Below are 16033 nucleotides of genomic sequence, written 5' to 3'. Positions count from 1 at the left end.
CACCCCTAAGGCGGCTGGTGTCCTGAAGAAAGCTAGGAATGAAACCGAAGACGAGCAAAGCGTCCCCCTGGTGGACCCGCAATGTCCATGCGGACCGGCGGCCGTTCCTCATCGGCCGCAATGCCATCCAGGCGGCGTTGCGGGCTTTCTTCGCGCGCAACGACTTCATCGAGGTGGATACGGCAACGCTGCAGGTGTCGCCTGGCAACGAGGCGCATCTGCATGCCTTCGGGACCGAGGCCCTGACGACCGACGGCAGGGCGTCGCCTCTTTATCTGCATACATCGCCGGAATTCGCCTGCAAGAAGCTCTTGGCAGCCGGTGAGAAGCGCATCGCCTGCTTCGCCCATGTCTACCGCAATCGCGAGCGCGGCCCGCTTCACCATCCGGAATTCACCATGCTCGAATGGTACCGGGCAGGCGAAAGCTACGAGATCCTGATGGCCGATTGCGCCGAGGTGCTGGGGCTTGCAGCCGAGGCGGTCGGGGCGAAGAAATTCAGCTATCGCGGCGCGGAGACCGACCCGTTCCTGACACCGGAGCGCATCAGCGTCGCGGCCGCTTTCGAACGTTATGCCGGCATCGATCTCTTTGCCTCCATCGGCCTTGACGGATCGACGGATCGCGAGCGCCTGGCGGCGGATATGCGCCGGGCGGGCATTCGCGTTGCCGCTGACGATCTGTGGCAGGATCTCTTCAGCCGGGTGCTGGTCGAGAAGATCGAACCCAATCTCGGCTTCGGCCGCGTCACGATCCTCGACGAATATCCTGTTTCCGAGGCAGCCCTTGCCCGGCCTTCGGCCAGGGATCATCGCGTCGCCGAGCGTTTCGAGCTCTATGCCTGCGGTGTCGAGCTTGCCAATGCTTTCGGCGAGCTCACCAATGCCGAAGAGCAGCGCCGGCGGTTCGAGATCGAAATGGCGGAGAAACAGCGCGTCTATGGCGAGACCTATCCGTTGGATGAGGAGTTTCTGGAGGCGCTTGCCGTCATGCCTGACGCGAGCGGCATTGCGCTCGGCTTCGACCGGCTTGTCATCCTGGCAACCGGCGCTTCGCGGATCGAGCAGGTGCTGTGGGCACCGGTCGCGGAGTATGACGCATGAATGTGATGCGTCCGATCCGGACCATTGGGGAGCTTGAGCGTGCCGGGCTGGTCGACGCCGATCAGGCGATGGCGCTCGAAGCGGTGGCGGAGCGCTATGCTGTTGCTCTGACGCCATCGGTCATGCGCCTGGTCGATCCGGCCGACCCAGCGGATCCCATCGCCCGGCAGTTCGTGCCTGATGCGGCCGAATTGCGCGTCATGCCCGAAGAGCGCGCCGATCCGATCGGCGATCACGCGCATAGTCCGGTCGAGGGCATTGTGCATCGCTATCCGGACCGCGTGCTCCTGAAAGCCGTGCATGTGTGCCCGGTCTATTGCCGTTTCTGCTTCCGGCGCGAGATGGTGGGGCCGCAAGGGCTCGGCACGCTGGATGGGGATGCGCTCGGTGGCGCCTTTGCCTATATCCGCGACCATAAGGAGATCTGGGAGGTCATTCTGACGGGCGGCGATCCGCTGGTGCTTTCTGCGCGCCGGCTGGAAGAGATTCTCAGGCAGCTTGCCGATATCGATCACGTGAAGATCGTCCGTTTCCACACCCGTATTCCGGTCGTCGATCCCTTGAAGGTCGATGCGGCGCTGATCGCGGCGCTGAAGGCGAGCGGCAAGACCATCTATGTGGCGCTGCATGCCAATCATCCGCGGGAGATGACGGAGGAGGCGCGCGCCGCCTGTGCCCGCCTGGTCGATGCCGGGATCGTGCTCGTCAGCCAGTCGGTTCTGCTGAAGGGCGTCAACGACGATCCGGAGGTGCTTGCGGCATTGATGAAGGCTTTCGTCGAAACGCGGGTGAAGCCTTATTACCTGCACCATCCTGACCTTGCGCCCGGCACCAGCCATTTCCGCCTGACGATCGACGAGGGGCAAGCGATCGTCGCGGCCCTGCGCGGCCGTATTTCCGGTCTCTGCCAGCCGACCTACATCCTCGATATTCCCGGCGGCTACGGCAAGGCGGATATCGGCAGAGGCTCGGTTCGTGCGCTGGGGGAAGGCTGTTATTCGATTTCGGACTATCGCGGCGGCGAGCACATCTATCCGCCGGAAGGCTAAAGCGCATTCCTGCAATCTTATACTTTTACTGACGCTCTGATTGTTATGACGTTTTTCGAATAAAACGTGGTGGCGAATTTTGGTACGTTAACCTTCTTTCACGTCTCAACATTCCAAAGATCGCCATTCCTTAATATTAGTGATTTTAGATATTTATGCTTGAGCCGCGAGTTAGATGGCTTACGCATGGTAAATTTCAATCAGGTAAGTATCGAATACAGCAATTTTCCATGAAGTATAAGTCGGTTGTATTTACCACGTCGCTTAGCGGAATGTTCTATTTTACCTGTTACTTCTTGGCCAACGATAAGACGGCATGACTTCGGTTGTGCTTGCCATTGCCAGAAGGGACTAGACTATGAACCAGACGATTCGCGATTTGCTGGCCAAGTTCGGCGCGCTTCCCGTTGCTGTCGACCAGATCGAAGACGATGCTGATCTTTATGCGACGGGATTGTCCTCCTTCGCTTCCGTGCAGTTGATGCTCGGCATCGAGGAAGCCTTCGACATCGAATTCCCTGACAACCTGCTGAATCGCAAGTCCTTTGCCAGCATCGCCGCGATCGAAAGAACCGTCGGCATGATCCTGGACGGCAGAAAGGTCGCGTAATGAGCGTGGCGGTCGCTTTACTCGAGGTTGGTACGGGTGACGGAGCGGCGGTGCGGGCCGCGCGCGTCGCAGCGATCGCCAGCCAATACGCCGATGCCGTCGATGCCGAAGGCCGGTTCCCGCGCGAGGCTGTCGACGCGATGCGCGCCGAGAAGCTGCTCTCCATTCAGATTCCCGTCGATCTCGGCGGCGAGGGCACGTCAATCACCGAGATTGCCGAGCTCTGCTCAATCCTCGCTCAGGCCTGTGCCGCCAGCGCCATGGTCTTCGCCATGCACCAGATCAAGCTTTCGAGCCTGGTCGAGCACGGCGCCGATAGTGAATGGCACCGCGACTTCATGCGCCGCATCGCTAGGGAACAGCTGCTGCTCGCTTCGGCGACGACCGAAGGCGGGATCGGCGGCAATCTGCGTAACAGCATCTGCGCCATCAAGATCGAAGGCGATACATGCACCCTCGAAAAGGATGCGACCGTCATTTCCTACGGCGCCCATGCCGACGCCATTCTGATTACCTCGCGCAGCCATGCCGAGGCGGCGTCTTCCGATCAGGTGCTGACCTGCTTCCTTAGGGATCAATACGATATCGAGCGCACGGTCGAGTGGAACACGCTCGGCATGCGCGGCACCTGCTCCGATGGTTTCCTGTTCAAGGGCGAGGCTCCGGCCAAGCAGATCCTGCCGAAGCCGTTTGCCGAAATTGCCGCACAATCGATGCTGGCAAGCTCGCATCTGCTCTGGAGCGGTGTGTGGTACGGCATTGCCGCCGACGCTGTTTCCCGCGCACAGGCTTTCGTTCGTGCCGCCGCCCGCAAGTCTCCCGGCGCACCGCCACCCGGCGCGCTGCGTCTGGCCGAAGCCTCCAGCATGCTGCAGATGGTGAAGTCCAACGTCGTCGCCGGGCTCAAAGCCTATGAAGAGGCGAAGCTCGATGCCGATCGCCTGTCGTCGATGGCTTTTGCCGTGGCGATGAACAACGTCAAGATCGCATCCTCGGAGATGATCCTGCCGATCATCAACCATGCAATGCTGATCTGCGGCATCATGGGCTACAAGAACGGTACGCCCTATAGCCTCGGCCGCCACCTGCGCGACGCGCACTCGGCGCAATTGATGATCTCGAACGACCGCATCCTCGGCAATACGTCGACCATGCTGCTCGTCCACAAACAAGATACCAGCCTGTTGGGGTAATCGTCATGGATATGCAGACCTCGTTTCTCGACCGTCTTTTCGAATCCGGTCTTCTGATCGACACCGGCGTTGACGGCCTCTATGGCCGCAGCGGCCAGTTCGAAGACGTCATTTCGGCCTTCGAGCGGCTGATCGATAAGTTCGGCGGCGCCGATGGTGCCGAAGCCATCCGCTTTCCGCCCGGCATGAACCGCGCCTTCTTTGAGACGAGCGGCTATATGAAGAGCTTCCCGCAGCTCGCCGGCACGGTGCACAGCTTCTGCGGTAATGAGCTCGACCATATGAGCCTGCTGAAGTGCATGGAAGTCGGCGACGACTGGACGAAGGATCAGCAGGCGACGGATATCGTTCTGACGCCGGCCGCCTGCTATCCGCTCTATCCGACGGTTGCCAAGCGCGGCGCCATTCCGGAAAACGGCGCGCTCTACGACCTGCAATCCTACTGCTTCCGCCACGAGCCCTCCAAGGATCCGGCCCGCCAGCAGCTCTTCCGCATGCGCGAATATGTCTGCATGGGCAGCGAAAAGCATGTGACGGATTTCCGCCAGAGCTGGATGGACCGCGGTGTAGAGATGATGAAGGCCGTCGGCCTCGACGTGACAATCGACGTTGCCAACGACCCGTTCTTCGGCCGCGCCGGCAAGATGCTTGCCAACAACCAGCGCGACCAGAACCTGAAGTTCGAGCTGCTGATCCCGATCACGTCCGCCGCCAAGCCGACCGCCTGCATGAGCTTCAACTATCACCAGGATGCCTTCGGCACGAAGTGGGGCCTGAACTTTGCCGACGGCAGCGTCGTGCACACGGCCTGCGTCGGCTTCGGCCTGGAGCGCATCGCACTGGCGCTGTTCCACACCCATGGTCTCGACGTCAGGGAATGGCCCGAGAGCGTGCGCAAGACGTTGTGGGGCTGATCGCTTCCATGGCTGCCGTGTTTCAGGGACTGGATCCCGCCGCCTACAAGCCACATGCGCTGCACGACAGCGAGCGCATGTGGCCCGAGACGAACTGCTATATCGATCTCTGGATCGAGGTGCTTTCGACCCTGAAGCTGCCACCGGAAGCCATGCTCGGCTTCACGGTGACACAGGATTTCGAGGGCGATCAGTTCACCTTCTTCAAAGTGCCGCTCGAGGACCTGGAAGCGCTCTACGGCGTGCGCTGCACCGAGCTTGCGATCTACGACAAGGTGCAGAACCACGTCGTCGGGCAGATCGGCCGCGGCCGGCTCTGCCTGGTCGAGATGGATTCCTTCTTCATGCCGGACACGCAGGGCGTCGGCTATCGCCGCGAACACGGTAAGACGACGGTGGCGATCAACCGGCTCGACATGGAAGGCCGCTCGGTCGAATACTTCCACAATGGCGGGTTTTTCAGCCTGTCCGGCGAGGATTTCGACGGGCTCTTCCAGCTGCACCTGACGGATGAGGACCTGCCCTTCCTGCCTTACACCGAATTTGCGAAATTCCCGGAGAAGGCGCCGAGCGAGGCTGCGATCCGTCAGACGGCGCGGCAACTTCTGTCTTTCCATTTTCGCCGTCGTCCGAAGGCCAATCCTATCCGTGCCTTCGCCGAGATTTTCCCCGTGCAGGTGGAAGCGGTCGCCGAGCGGCCCTTCGGTTTCTTCCATAAATATGCCTTCAACACGCTGCGTCAGCTCGGTGCCAATTTCGAACTGGCCGGCAGCCATTTCGACTGGCTTTCGGCCGATTTGTCCGATGCGGCGACAGAGGCGCGGAAAATTTCCGAGGCAGCGAAATCGGTGCAGTTCCAGCTCGCCCGCGCCATCACGCGCAAGAAATTCGAGCCGTTGCGCACTGCGCTTGATCCCGCCGCCGATGCATGGGATTCCATGATGAGCGAGCTTGAACGGAAGCTTTGACCGGCTTCCGTTCAAGCTCGATACGGCTGGGTCATTTCTGAAAATATTGGGGCGGGGTAATCCCCCGGAAGATGTCATGGGCGGGCGCTTGGCGGATCTCGGTGGCGGAATGCGGCTGAGCGAAGGTTGGAATCTGGTATTGACGGATGCAGGCACCTGCATCTCGCCATCCGATGTGCCGCTGACCTCTGGCTTCATCCCCGCGCCCGTGCCGGGCACCGTGGCGGAAGCCTTGGAAAAAGCCGGGCGTTTCGACCGGACGAAGCCGCAGCCTCTCCACGACCGCGATGCCTGGTATATCTGCCGTCTGGTGGATGCCGAGGCGGGTGACGCAGTTTTGCGGCTGGAAGGGCTGGCGACACTTTGCGAAGTCTTCCTGAACGGCCAGCAGATCCTTGTGTCCGAAAGCATGTTCGAGGCCCATGACGTCGACGTCACCCTGCTTGGCGGTGATGAGCTGGCGCTCTGTTTCCGCGCCCTGGAGCCGAAGCTTTCGGAACCTGGGCCGCGCGCCCGCTGGCGGCCGCAGATGATCACGCCGCAGGGCCTGCGGATGGTGCGCACGACGCTGCTCGGCCACATGCCCGGCTGGTGCCCCGAGATTCAGGCCGTCGGTCCATGGCGGCCGGTTTCGCTGCTGCGGCCGAGTGCGCCGGTCATCCGTGATCTCTCCTTGCGGCCGGACCTGCTCGAAAATGGCGAGGGCCGGCTCTATGCCTCGCTTTCGATCGAGGGCGATGTAGCAGAGCTAGTGTTGAAGTGCGGGGAGGCGGAACAGGCTTTCGAGAGGGCCGGTGCCGGCCGCTATACGGCCATCTTGAAAATGCCCGATGTGGTGCCGTGGTGGCCGCATACGCATGGTATGCCGCAGCTCCATGATGTCACGCTTGTCGTCGATGGCGTCGAGCATGCGCTCGGGCAGACCGGTTTTCGCCGGCTGTCGGTCGATCGTGCCGCCGATGGGCAGGATTTCGCTGTTATCGTCAATGGCGAGCGGGTTTTTTGCCGGGGTGCCGTGTGGACCACGGCCGATATCGCACGCTTGCCCGGCGGCCGGGAGGATTACGAGCGCTGGCTGCGGCTGGCGGCCGCGGCCGGCATGAACATGATCCGCATCGGCGGAACCATGGCTTATGAGACACCGGAATTCTTCCGCCTCTGCGACGAACTCGGCCTGATGGTCTGGCAGGATTTCATGTTCGCCAATTTCGACTATCCGAAGAACGAGAAGGCGTTCAATGCCCATGTCGAAACGGAGGTTTCGCAGTTTCTGAGCCGCACGCGCCTGTCGCCGTCGCTGGCTGTTCTTTGCGGCGGCAGCGAGATCCATCAGCAAGCGGCCATGATGGGCCTGCCCGAACAGTTCTGGAAAAGCCCGGTTGTCGAGGAGATCATTCCGCCGCTGGTGCAATCGCTTCGTTCGGATGTGCCCTATGTGGTCAATTCGCCCTCCGGCGGGCCGATGCCGTTTTCTCCGAATGCTGGCGTCACGCATTATTACGGCGTCGGCGCCTATATGCGCCCGCTCGCCGATGCGCGCCGCGCCGACGTTCGCTTTGCCGCCGAGAGTCTCGCTTTCGCGCATGTGCCGCAAGCCCGCACGCTCGGCCAGCATCTGCCGGTTCCTGCTGTCCATAGCCCGCTATGGAAGGAGCGCGTGCCGCGCGATCGCGGCGCATCCTGGGATTTCGAGGACGTGCGCGATCATTATCTTCAGGAGCTTTATGGCTTCGAGCCCAACCGGCTGCGACGGGAAGATCCCGATCTTTATCTCAACCTTTCGCGCGCCGTGACCGGCGAAGTCGCCGAAGAGATCTATGCCGAGTGGCGCCGCCATGGCTCCGGCTGCAACGGTGCGCTCGTCTGGACGCTGCAGGACCTGCTTCCTGGCGCCGGCTGGGGTGTGATCGATTCGACCGCGGAGCCGAAGCCGGTCTGGTACGGCCTGCGCCGCGCCTTCCGGCCAGTGCAGGTGCTGCTGATGGATGAGGGCACCAATGGTCTCGACGTGCATGTCATCAACGAGAGCGACGCGGCGCTAGACGTGACCGTCGAGATCTCCTGTCTGCGCGACGGCCGGCAGATCGTCGTCGGCGGTGGCCGTGATCTGGTGGTCGAGGCGCGCGGCAAACAAAAGATAGCCTGCACTGATCTTTTCGGAGCCTTCTTCGATACGACTTACGCCTTCCGCTTCGGACCGCCGTCGCATGATGTTACGGTCGCGCGGTTGACGGCATCGGCGACCGGCTCTGTCATCGCCCAGGCTTTTTACTTTCCGCTTGGACGCACTAAGGCGTTCCATGATGCCGAGGTCACGGCGTCTGCGGTGCAGGAGGGCGAAGACTGGTTCCTTGATCTCAGCACCGACCGGCTGGCGCAATCGGTGCAGATCGATCTGGAAGCCTACCGGGCCGAGGATGACTGGTTCCATCTTGCGCCCGGCAGCAGGCGGCTTCGGCTGCATCGGCGGGAGGGCGTTCCGGCCGATGTCATTCCATCAGGCCAGATCCGCACGATCGGCAGCCGCCGGATCGTTGAGGTTTGATTGGAGTGGCGGCAAATGCGGAGACCTATCTCGCCCCCTGGCGGGCGAGAAAGCAATTTCATTGGTTTAGGAATTGCGACATTGGAGGTTCGGCATGTCCAAAAGCTTAGCGCAATTTCTAAGCCATTGAAATTGCAAGAGAGGGGGTCCTTTTCTTGTGCCAATGAACCGGAGGCTGATTGCGTCCATGCCCACCCCCGCTCTTGTAAAAACTAAGAATTAGACGAGGGATGAACCCTCGCCTAATCCTAAGTTTTTACTTTCTCGCCCGCCAAGGCGAGATAGGCCCCACCTACGCTAGCCCCAACTACAAAGTCACACCATCCGGACCAAACAAATGGCAGCGCTCGGGATCGATGTGGATGCTGACCGTTTCGCCGGCGCGGATGCTTTGCTGATCCTCCAGCGCAACCGTCAGTGCCTGGCCGCCATGCAGCGTGACATAGAGGATCGTCTGGCCGCCGAGGTGTTCGACGAGATCGACGCGGGCATTGCCGAGCCCCAGACCACGATCGCCGACGTTCAGATGTTCCGGGCGGGCGCCGAGGGTGACGGGCTGTCCAGGCTGGAGACCGCCCAGCCGGCGTGGCAGCCGTACCGTCTGGCCGGCCAGATCGATGACGGCGGAGCCGTCGTCGGAGGCGACGATCTTCGCGTCGAGGAAGTTCATTTTCGGCGAGCCGATGAAGCCGGCGACGAACTTGTTCTTCGGCTTGTTGTAGAGCTCAAGCGGTGCGCCGACCTGCTCGATCTTGCCGCCGTTGAGCACGACGATCTTGTCGGCCATGGTCATGGCTTCGGTCTGGTCGTGGGTGACGTAGATCATGGTGTTGCCGAGCCGCTGGTGCAGGCGGGCGATCTCGACGCGCATCTGCACGCGCAATTCGGCATCGAGATTCGAGAGCGGCTCGTCGAAGAGGAAGATGTTGGGTTCGCGCACGATGGCGCGGCCGATCGCGACGCGCTGGCGCTGGCCGCCGGACAGCTGTTTCGGCTTGCGCTGCAGCAGCTGCTTGATCTGCAGGATTTCGGCCGCTTTTTCGACACGCGGCTGGATATCCTGCTTCTTCATGCCAGCGGTTTCAAGGCCGAAGGCTAGGTTCTTATAGACGGTCATATGCGGATAGAGCGCATAGGACTGGAAGACCATGGCGATGCCGCGCTTGGAGGCGGGGACATCGTTCATGCGGCTGCCGTCGAGATAGAGCCCGCCGCCGGAAATCGGCTCCAGCCCGGCGATCATGCGCAGGAGCGTGGACTTGCCGCAGCCGGAGGGACCGACGAAGACGGTGAATTCTCCCGGCTCGATTTCCAGATCGATCCCGTGAACCACCTGAAGCTCGCCATAGCGCTTGATAACCTTCTGCAGCGATACGCTTGTCGCCATGGGCGCTTCCTCCTTCTTGGTCCTGATGGCTCGCGGGGCAACGTTCATGACGGCCTCCAGCTCTTGTATTTCTTGGCTTCCGGCCCGACGGGAAAGCGGACTTCGGTGCGGGTTTCCGACGATTCATAGAAGGCCGTGACCAGCTCCAGCGCCTGGCGGGCATCGGCCGTCGTCACCGGCAGCGGTCCGCCCGACACCAGTGCGTCGTGGAACAGCCTCATCTGCGTGTTGAAACGGTTGGGGATCGGCGACCAGTTGGCCAGCAGCGCATCGATCTTCGCGCCGATCTCGTCATTGGCGGGGACGATCTTCCAGGGATCCTGGCCGGGGCTGTAGGGCTCGTGGTTGCTTTCGATCAGGACGTTTTCAAAGGCGAGGCGCAGGCGGCTGATCTGCTCCTGCGAGCCGAGCGTGGCGCTGATGGTGGCGAGCGCGCCATTTTCCATCAGCAGGCTGGCGCTGGCGCAATCCTCGACTTCGATATCGTTGACGCGGGTGGCAACGCGGCCGAAGAGACCGGCGATCGGTCCCATCAGATAGGTCAGCATGTCGTGCAGATGGATGGAATGCGTCATCAGCACGCCGCCGAGTTCGGTATCCCACTTGCCGCGCCAGGGGACTGCATAATAATCGGCGCCGCGCACCCAATGCGTCTCCGACGTGGCGACATAGGGCTTGCCGGCAATGCCTGAAGCGATGATGCGCTTGGCCTTTTGGATGCCGTCGCCATAGCGATACTGGAAGATCGGCATCAGCCGGCCCTTGGCCGTTTTCTCGGCAGCGATGACGGCGTCGACATCGGCGAGCGATCCGACGAGCGGCTTTTCGCAAACCACATGCTTGCCGGCGGCAAGTGCCTGCATGATGAGCTGGAAATGCGAGCCGGGCGGCGTGCAGATGTCGATGATGTCGATATCGGGCATGTTCAGGACTTCGGAGAAATCCTTGAGGCGCTTTTCGATGCCGAATTCGTCGCCGACCGCGTTCAGGCGTTCCTCGTTGAGATCGCAAAGGGCCGCAACTTCGTAGCGATTGGCGTGCGGCAGATAGCCTTCGGTGATGTGGGAGCGGCCGATGCCGAGGCCGATGATCGCGACTTTCTTGATGTCGGACATATCGCAATTACCTCTGAATGCTGTTGAGCGATGTAGCCTCGGCGAGCGCCTGCGCCTTCAGCGCCAACTCCATGGCCTTGAAGCAATGTTCCTGACCCATCGCCGTTTCGGTGCGGTCTCTTATGTCGGCGACAAGCTGGCGGCCGTAGGGCAGCTCAACTCCGCTGCAGTCGATATGCTGCATGCCCTTGCGGTCGGTGAGGAAGAGATGATCGGTGCCGGGGCGGCCGGCGACGTCGATATATTTGCGCAGCTCGATCGTGCCTTCGGTGCCCAGAATGAAGAGGCGGCCGTCGCCCCAGGTGGAGAGACCATCCGGCGTGAACCAGTCGACGCGGATGTAGCCGGTGACGTCAGGTGTCCTCACATGGAAATCGCCATAGTCCTGCAGGCCCGGTGTTTCCGGATTGGCGCGGTTGGACACCGTCGCCGACAGAACCTCTGCTTCGAGCGAGTCGGCGAAGAACAGGAACTGCTCGCATTGATGCGAAGCGATGTCGGCGATGATGCCGCCATAGCGCTTGCGGTCGAAGAACCAGTCCGGCCGGGTCGGCTTGCGCAGCCGGTGCGGGCCGAGGCCCGTCGTGTGGATGACCTTGCCGATGGCGCCGGCCTTTACCAACTCGCCGGCCTTGACCGTCGATGCCGTCTCGAAATGCTCGGAATAAAGAATGGAGACGATGCGCGTGGTCTCGGCCTGTACCTTTTTGACTTCTGCAAGCTGGTCCAGCGTCACCATGCCGGGCTTGTCGAGCATCACGTCCTTGCCGTGGCGCATGGCCTCGATGGCAAGGCCCGCTCGCTCGCTGGAGATTGCGGCGCTGACGATCAGCGCGATAGAATTGTCCTCGAGGATTTCTCTTCTGTCGGCGACGCGTTTAGCCTGCGGGAAGCGGCCGGCGAAGACGGCGGCGAGATCGTCCTCCTCGGCGTGAAAGGCGACGAGTTCGGCGCCGGCCCGCAGCATAACGTTGACCTGGCCGTAGATGTGATCGTGATTGAGGCCGATGGCGGCAAAGCGCAGCGCGCTCATGCGACATTTCCTTTCATAGGTTTGTTGGTTCGCAGCCCCGAATCTTGGGTATTCGGGACCGCGGGGTTCATAATCAACGCTTGAGGCCGGCGGTCGCGATGCCGTCGATCAGCAGCCTCTGGAAGAAGAGGAAGATCAGGAAGACCGGGATCAGCGACAGGCTCGACATGGCGAACAGGCTGCTCCAGTCGGAACTTCCGGTGGAATCCACGAAGGAGCGCAAGCCGAGCTGCACCGTGTAGGTGTTAATGTCGGAGAGGTAGATCAGCGGCCCGAAGAAATCGTCCCAGGTCCAGATGAAGGAGAAGATGGCGGCCGTCGCCAGAACGGGAAGCGACAGCGGCAGCATGATGCGCCAGTAGATGCGCCACGGGCTGCAGCCGTCCATCATGGCGGCCTCATCCAGTTCGCGTGGAATGCCGCGGAAGAACTGCACCATCAGGAAGATGAAGAAGGCGTCGACCGCGAGGAATTTCGGCACGACCAGCGGCAGCATCGTCTTCACCCAGCCGAGCTTCAGGAAGAGGATATATTGCGGGATCAGCGTGACGTGATAGGGCAGCATCAGCGTGCCCAGCATCAGGGCGAACCAGAAATTCTTGCCCCAGAAGTTCAGCCGCGCGAAGGCGTAAGCCGCCAGCGAGCAGGAAATCACGTTGCCGATGACCGAAAGCACGGCAATGACGGCCGAGTTCCAGACGAATTTGCCGAAGGTCACCTGGCCGCCGAACCAGCCGCGGGCATAAGAGCTGAAATCGAAGTGCGAGGGGATCAGCGATGCCGTGCCGAAAATCTCGTTCTGGTCCTTGATCGAGCCCGAGAGCATCCACAGCAGCGGATAGAGCATCACGATCGACGCGGCGACGAGCGCGACATGAATGAGGACGGAGAAGAACCAGGGGCGCTCGCGCGGCGGCTTCATGTCTTCGGCAAAATGGGTGAGCTTCGCGTCAGTCATCGTAATGGACCCAATAACGAGCGGAGAGGAAGGAGAAGGCGGTGAAGATCGCGATGATGATTACCAGGATCCAGGCCAGCGCCGAGGCATAGCCCATGCGGAAATAGCCGAAGGCTTCCTGGTAGAGGTAGAGCGTGTAGAACAGCGTCGAATCGATCGGGCCGCCGGTGCCGGATGAAATCACATAGGCCGGCGTGAAGGCCTTGAAGGCGTCGATCGTCTGGACCACCGCGTTGAAGAAAATGACAGGCGTCAGAAGCGGCAGGGTGATCTTAAAGAAGATTCGCGCCTTGGAGGCGCCGTCGAGGCTGGCGGCTTCATAGAGATCGGTCGGGATCTGGCGCAGGCCGGCGAGGAAGATGATCATCGGCGAGCCGAACTGCCAGATGGCCAGGATAATGAGCGTATAGAGCGAATAGTCGGGATTGGAGATCCAGCTTGGCCCGTTGATGCCGAAGGCGTACCAGAGCAGGGTGTTGACGATGCCGTCGGCATCGAAGATCTGCCGCCACAGCACCGCAATCGCGACGCTGGAGCCGAGTAGCGACGGCAGGTAGAAGATGGCGCGGTAGACCGGCAGGCCCTTGATGCCGCGGTTGAGCAGCAGCGCCACCAGCAGCGCGAAGGCGAGCTTCAGTGGCACGGAACAGACGACGTAGAACAGCGTCACCTTCATCGACGACAGGAACTTATCGTCCGCCGTGGCGATCCGCACGTAATTGTCCAGCCCGACCATGTTCGGCGCCTGGAGCAGATTATAGTCGGTAAAGGACAAATAGAGCGAGGCAATCGCCGGCCCGAGGGTCAGTCCGAAGAAGCCGATGAACCACGGCAGAAGGAAGAGATAGCCGGGTGCGTTGCGCGAAAACGCGCTCGGCGCCTTATAGGCGGTTTCCACGCGCAACGGCGCGCGCGCGCCGACGGCCAAGCCGCCGGCAACGCTCTTGCTGTTTGTACCCACGGTATCAGCCTCGCGTAATGTTTGCTGCTGCCTGTTCGGTGAATTTTGTGCCAGCGTCCTGTGTGCTGGATTTGCCGAAAGCGGCTTCCTCGGCGATCTTTTTCAGCAGGAATGCGTTCTCGCCGGCGCCATTCGGCGGAGACGGCGGCAGCGCTCCGACACGCGGCGTCAGCCGGCCGATGTAATCGACCACCTTCTTGCTCGTTTCATCCAGAGCCGGGGTCAGCAGATCGCGGATCTTCGGCGAGGCGGGAACGCCGCGCTCGACGCCGAGCGTCTTTGCGCCGTCCGGGTCTTCCACCAGGTAATTGATGAAGGCGACGGCGGCATCCTTGTTCGCGGATGTTGCCGAAACCGACATCAGCATCGAGGGTTTCAGGTACTGGCCGGGCTTGCCGCCGGCGTCGACCGGATAGGAGACGAGATCGATCTTCTCCTTGACCAGGCCCTGAATAGCGACGAACTGGTTGGAATGGGCGTAGCTGACGGCTGCCTTCTTGGTCACGAGCATGTCGGTTTCAAGGGTCTGCTGATCTAGCGCCTGGACGTCGGCCGGCACGCAGGCGCCGATCTTGCGCATATGGCCCCAGAAATCGAACCATTCGGCTGCATCCTTGGCCTCGAAGGCGAGCTTGCCGTCGGCCGTATAGAGCGCCTTGCCGCGCTGGCGCAGCCAGCATTCGAAAGCGGGCTCGCTAGCGCTTGCATCCGCCGTGCCGTAGAATCCGCGACGTTTCTTGGCGGCCGTGACCTTAGCACAGGCGTCGCCGAGCTGCTCCCAGCTCATGCCGTCTTGCGGCGGCTCGACGCCGGCTTCATTCCAGGCAGCCGTATTGACCACGACCATGGAGGAATTCACGCCGAGGCTGACGCCGTAGATCTTGTTGTCGACCTTGCCGGAATCGATGTTGGCATTACCGAAATCCTCGATCGCCAGGCTCTTGCCGAGATAGGGCGTCATGTCGAGCAGCGCGCCGCGGCGGGCATATTCGAAGATGTAGCGATAATCCATCTGGATGAGGTCAGGCGCGTTGCCGCCTCCGGTCTGCGTTGCCAGACGCGTCCAGTAGCTGTCCCAGCCGAAGGATTCGCCGGCGATGGTGATATCCGGGTTCTTCGCCTGATAGGCTTTCACGGCTGCAAACGTACGGTCGCTCCGCTCCTTCGATCCCCACCAAAGAAGGCGCATCGCGGTTGCCGCATTGGCGCGTGAAAGTCCCATACCGCTGAAGGCGAGTGTGGCTGCCATGCCGGCTAGCAACTGCCGGCGGTCGATCGTCAACGTCATCCTGGTCTCCTCCCCAGTGAACCGATGATTTACGAACTGCTTTGCATGATATAACTATTTGGTTACAAGTTGGATAGAAACGCGACCGCTGTCAAGCGCCAATCGCGTCACGATCAAAACGGGCCTATGCGCGGCGGTGGCATCCATTGCTGCAGCCCCGATCGGGAAGGAGATCGTCCATGGCGGCCAGGGCGCGGCAACAGACTGAAAATAAAGCAGAAGCCGACGCCGACAAGACCGAAAGGATGCGGTCGACGAAGGTATCGCGCAATCCGCAACGCACCCATGCCGCGATCCTGGAAGCGGCGACGGAGGAATTTGCCGCGCATGGTTTCGGCGGCGCCCGGGTGGATGCGATCGCGGCGCGGGCGCAGACCAACAAGCGGATGCTCTATCATTATTTCGGCGACAAGGAGGGGCTCTATCTCGCCGTGCTTGAGGCGACCTACGCGACGATCCGCGATGCCGAGAAGCAACTCGACCTCGCGCGTCGCCGTCCGGAGGAGGGAATGCGGGAACTCGCCTTGTTCACCTGGCGGCATTTTCTCGCGCATCCCGAGTTCCTAAGCCTGCTTGCCACCGAAAATCTGCATCACGCTCACTACCTGCAACGGTCCGAGAAGGTGTCGGTCATGCATTCGCACCTTATCGACGAACTTTCGGATGTGTTGCACCGAGGCGAGGCGGCCGGCATCTTCCGGCCGGCGGTCGATCCCATTTCCGTCTATCTCACGATCGCGGCGCTCGGTTTCTTCTATCTGTCGAACAGGCACACGCTGTCGACAATTTTTGCACGCAAGCTGACGGCGCCGGATGCGCTCAATGCCTGGGGTGAGCATATCGTTGCCGTCACGCTTGCTTCGATCCGGGTGTAGGTGATCCTGACGTGATGGTTTGAAGAAATTTTCA

General features: G+C 61.3%; 14 protein-coding genes. 8 read left to right on the top strand and 6 right to left on the bottom strand.

Going from position 1 to position 16033, the window contains the following annotated elements; all coding sequences use genetic code 11:
- Positions 1 to 38: 38 nt before the first annotated feature.
- The 7 genes from epmA (at position 39) to FP026_RS18570 (ending at position 8382) form a co-directional block, all read left to right on the top strand.
- Positions 39 to 1103, top strand: coding sequence for an EF-P lysine aminoacylase EpmA (gene epmA, locus FP026_RS18600; RefSeq protein ID WP_149636097.1), 1065 nt, complete (start codon positions 39 to 41; stop codon positions 1101 to 1103).
- A complete protein-coding gene (locus FP026_RS18595; RefSeq protein ID WP_149636096.1) occupies positions 1100 to 2152 on the top strand; it encodes a lysine-2,3-aminomutase-like protein in 1053 nt (350 codons plus the stop codon). Before epmA ends, FP026_RS18595 begins: the two co-directional genes overlap by 4 nt.
- 358 nt (positions 2153 to 2510) lie before the next feature.
- Positions 2511 to 2762 carry an acyl carrier protein gene (locus tag FP026_RS18590; protein WP_149636095.1) on the top strand — a complete coding sequence of 84 codons (252 nt, stop codon included), beginning with the start codon at positions 2511 to 2513 and terminating at the stop codon, positions 2760 to 2762.
- On the top strand, positions 2762 to 3955 hold the full coding sequence (locus tag FP026_RS18585) for an acyl-CoA dehydrogenase family protein (RefSeq protein WP_149636094.1): 1194 nt from the start codon (positions 2762 to 2764) through the stop codon (positions 3953 to 3955). Before FP026_RS18590 ends, FP026_RS18585 begins: the two co-directional genes overlap by 1 nt.
- Before the next feature lie 5 nt (positions 3956 to 3960).
- Positions 3961 to 4869, top strand: coding sequence for an amino acid--[acyl-carrier-protein] ligase (locus FP026_RS18580; protein ID WP_149636093.1), 909 nt, complete (start codon positions 3961 to 3963; stop codon positions 4867 to 4869).
- 8 nt (positions 4870 to 4877) lie between these two features.
- Positions 4878 to 5837: a DUF1839 family protein gene (locus FP026_RS18575; protein WP_149636092.1), complete on the top strand. Its 960-nt coding sequence runs from the start codon at positions 4878 to 4880 to the stop codon at positions 5835 to 5837.
- A 76-nt stretch (positions 5838 to 5913) separates the two neighbouring features.
- Positions 5914 to 8382, top strand: a complete 2469-nt coding sequence (locus tag FP026_RS18570) for a glycoside hydrolase family 2 protein (RefSeq protein ID WP_149636091.1) — start codon at positions 5914 to 5916, stop codon at positions 8380 to 8382.
- A gap of 307 nt (positions 8383 to 8689) precedes the next feature.
- Here FP026_RS18570 and FP026_RS18565 read toward each other — a convergent pair whose 3' ends face one another.
- The 6 genes from FP026_RS18565 to FP026_RS18540 all read right to left on the bottom strand — a co-directional run bounded on the left by FP026_RS18565 (position 8690) and on the right by FP026_RS18540 (position 15124).
- The gene (locus FP026_RS18565; protein ID WP_149636152.1) at positions 8690 to 9769 is read right to left on the bottom strand and encodes an ABC transporter ATP-binding protein; all 1080 of its coding nucleotides are present in this window, start codon (positions 9767 to 9769) and stop codon (positions 8690 to 8692) included.
- A 44-nt stretch (positions 9770 to 9813) separates the two neighbouring features.
- Complete coding sequence (locus tag FP026_RS18560; RefSeq protein WP_149636090.1) at positions 9814 to 10884, bottom strand: Gfo/Idh/MocA family protein; 1071 nt, start codon at positions 10882 to 10884, stop codon at positions 9814 to 9816.
- 7 nt (positions 10885 to 10891) lie between these two features.
- Positions 10892 to 11917, bottom strand: coding sequence for a Gfo/Idh/MocA family protein (locus tag FP026_RS18555; protein ID WP_149636089.1), 1026 nt, complete (start codon positions 11915 to 11917; stop codon positions 10892 to 10894).
- A 73-nt stretch (positions 11918 to 11990) separates the two neighbouring features.
- Complete coding sequence (locus FP026_RS18550; protein ID WP_149636088.1) at positions 11991 to 12875, bottom strand: carbohydrate ABC transporter permease; 885 nt, start codon at positions 12873 to 12875, stop codon at positions 11991 to 11993.
- Positions 12868 to 13779: a carbohydrate ABC transporter permease gene (locus FP026_RS18545; protein ID WP_246665385.1), complete on the bottom strand. Its 912-nt coding sequence runs from the start codon at positions 13777 to 13779 to the stop codon at positions 12868 to 12870. Before FP026_RS18545 ends, FP026_RS18550 begins: the two co-directional genes overlap by 8 nt.
- Positions 13780 to 13840: 61 nt before the next feature.
- A complete protein-coding gene (locus tag FP026_RS18540; RefSeq protein ID WP_149636086.1) occupies positions 13841 to 15124 on the bottom strand; it encodes an ABC transporter substrate-binding protein in 1284 nt (427 codons plus the stop codon).
- A gap of 179 nt (positions 15125 to 15303) precedes the next feature.
- On the opposite strand from FP026_RS18540, the gene FP026_RS18535 reads away from it, so the two are divergent.
- Positions 15304 to 15999, top strand: a complete 696-nt coding sequence (locus FP026_RS18535; RefSeq protein WP_149636085.1) for a TetR/AcrR family transcriptional regulator — start codon at positions 15304 to 15306, stop codon at positions 15997 to 15999.
- Positions 16000 to 16033: the final 34 nt, after the last annotated feature.

It is taken from the genome of Martinezella tropici (assembly GCF_008370325.1).
Classification (GTDB): Bacteria; Pseudomonadota; Alphaproteobacteria; order Rhizobiales; family Rhizobiaceae; genus Rhizobium; species Rhizobium tropici_B.
The sequence above is the reverse complement of the archived record's forward strand: the minus strand, read 5'-3'. Positions and strand labels throughout refer to the sequence as shown.

Excerpts from the sequence above, each read along its gene's own strand:
- epmA (WP_149636097.1), top strand. The coding sequence starts at position 39 with ATGAAACCGAAGACGAGCAAAGCGTCCCCCTGGTGGACCCGCAATGTC.
- FP026_RS18595 (WP_149636096.1), top strand. The coding sequence starts at position 1,100 with ATGAATGTGATGCGTCCGATCCGGACCATTGGGGAGCTTGAGCGTGCC.
- FP026_RS18590 (WP_149636095.1), top strand. The coding sequence starts at position 2,511 with ATGAACCAGACGATTCGCGATTTGCTGGCCAAGTTCGGCGCGCTTCCC.
- FP026_RS18585 (WP_149636094.1), top strand. The coding sequence starts at position 2,762 with ATGAGCGTGGCGGTCGCTTTACTCGAGGTTGGTACGGGTGACGGAGCG.
- FP026_RS18580 (WP_149636093.1), top strand. The coding sequence starts at position 3,961 with ATGGATATGCAGACCTCGTTTCTCGACCGTCTTTTCGAATCCGGTCTT.
- FP026_RS18575 (WP_149636092.1), top strand. The coding sequence starts at position 4,878 with ATGGCTGCCGTGTTTCAGGGACTGGATCCCGCCGCCTACAAGCCACAT.
- FP026_RS18570 (WP_149636091.1), top strand. The coding sequence starts at position 5,914 with ATGGGCGGGCGCTTGGCGGATCTCGGTGGCGGAATGCGGCTGAGCGAA.
- FP026_RS18565 (WP_149636152.1), bottom strand. The coding sequence starts at position 9,769 with ATGGCGACAAGCGTATCGCTGCAGAAGGTTATCAAGCGCTATGGCGAG.
- FP026_RS18560 (WP_149636090.1), bottom strand. The coding sequence starts at position 10,884 with ATGTCCGACATCAAGAAAGTCGCGATCATCGGCCTCGGCATCGGCCGC.
- FP026_RS18555 (WP_149636089.1), bottom strand. The coding sequence starts at position 11,917 with ATGAGCGCGCTGCGCTTTGCCGCCATCGGCCTCAATCACGATCACATC.
- FP026_RS18550 (WP_149636088.1), bottom strand. The coding sequence starts at position 12,875 with ATGACTGACGCGAAGCTCACCCATTTTGCCGAAGACATGAAGCCGCCG.
- FP026_RS18540 (WP_149636086.1), bottom strand. The coding sequence starts at position 15,124 with ATGACGTTGACGATCGACCGCCGGCAGTTGCTAGCCGGCATGGCAGCC.
- FP026_RS18535 (WP_149636085.1), top strand. The coding sequence starts at position 15,304 with ATGGCGGCCAGGGCGCGGCAACAGACTGAAAATAAAGCAGAAGCCGAC.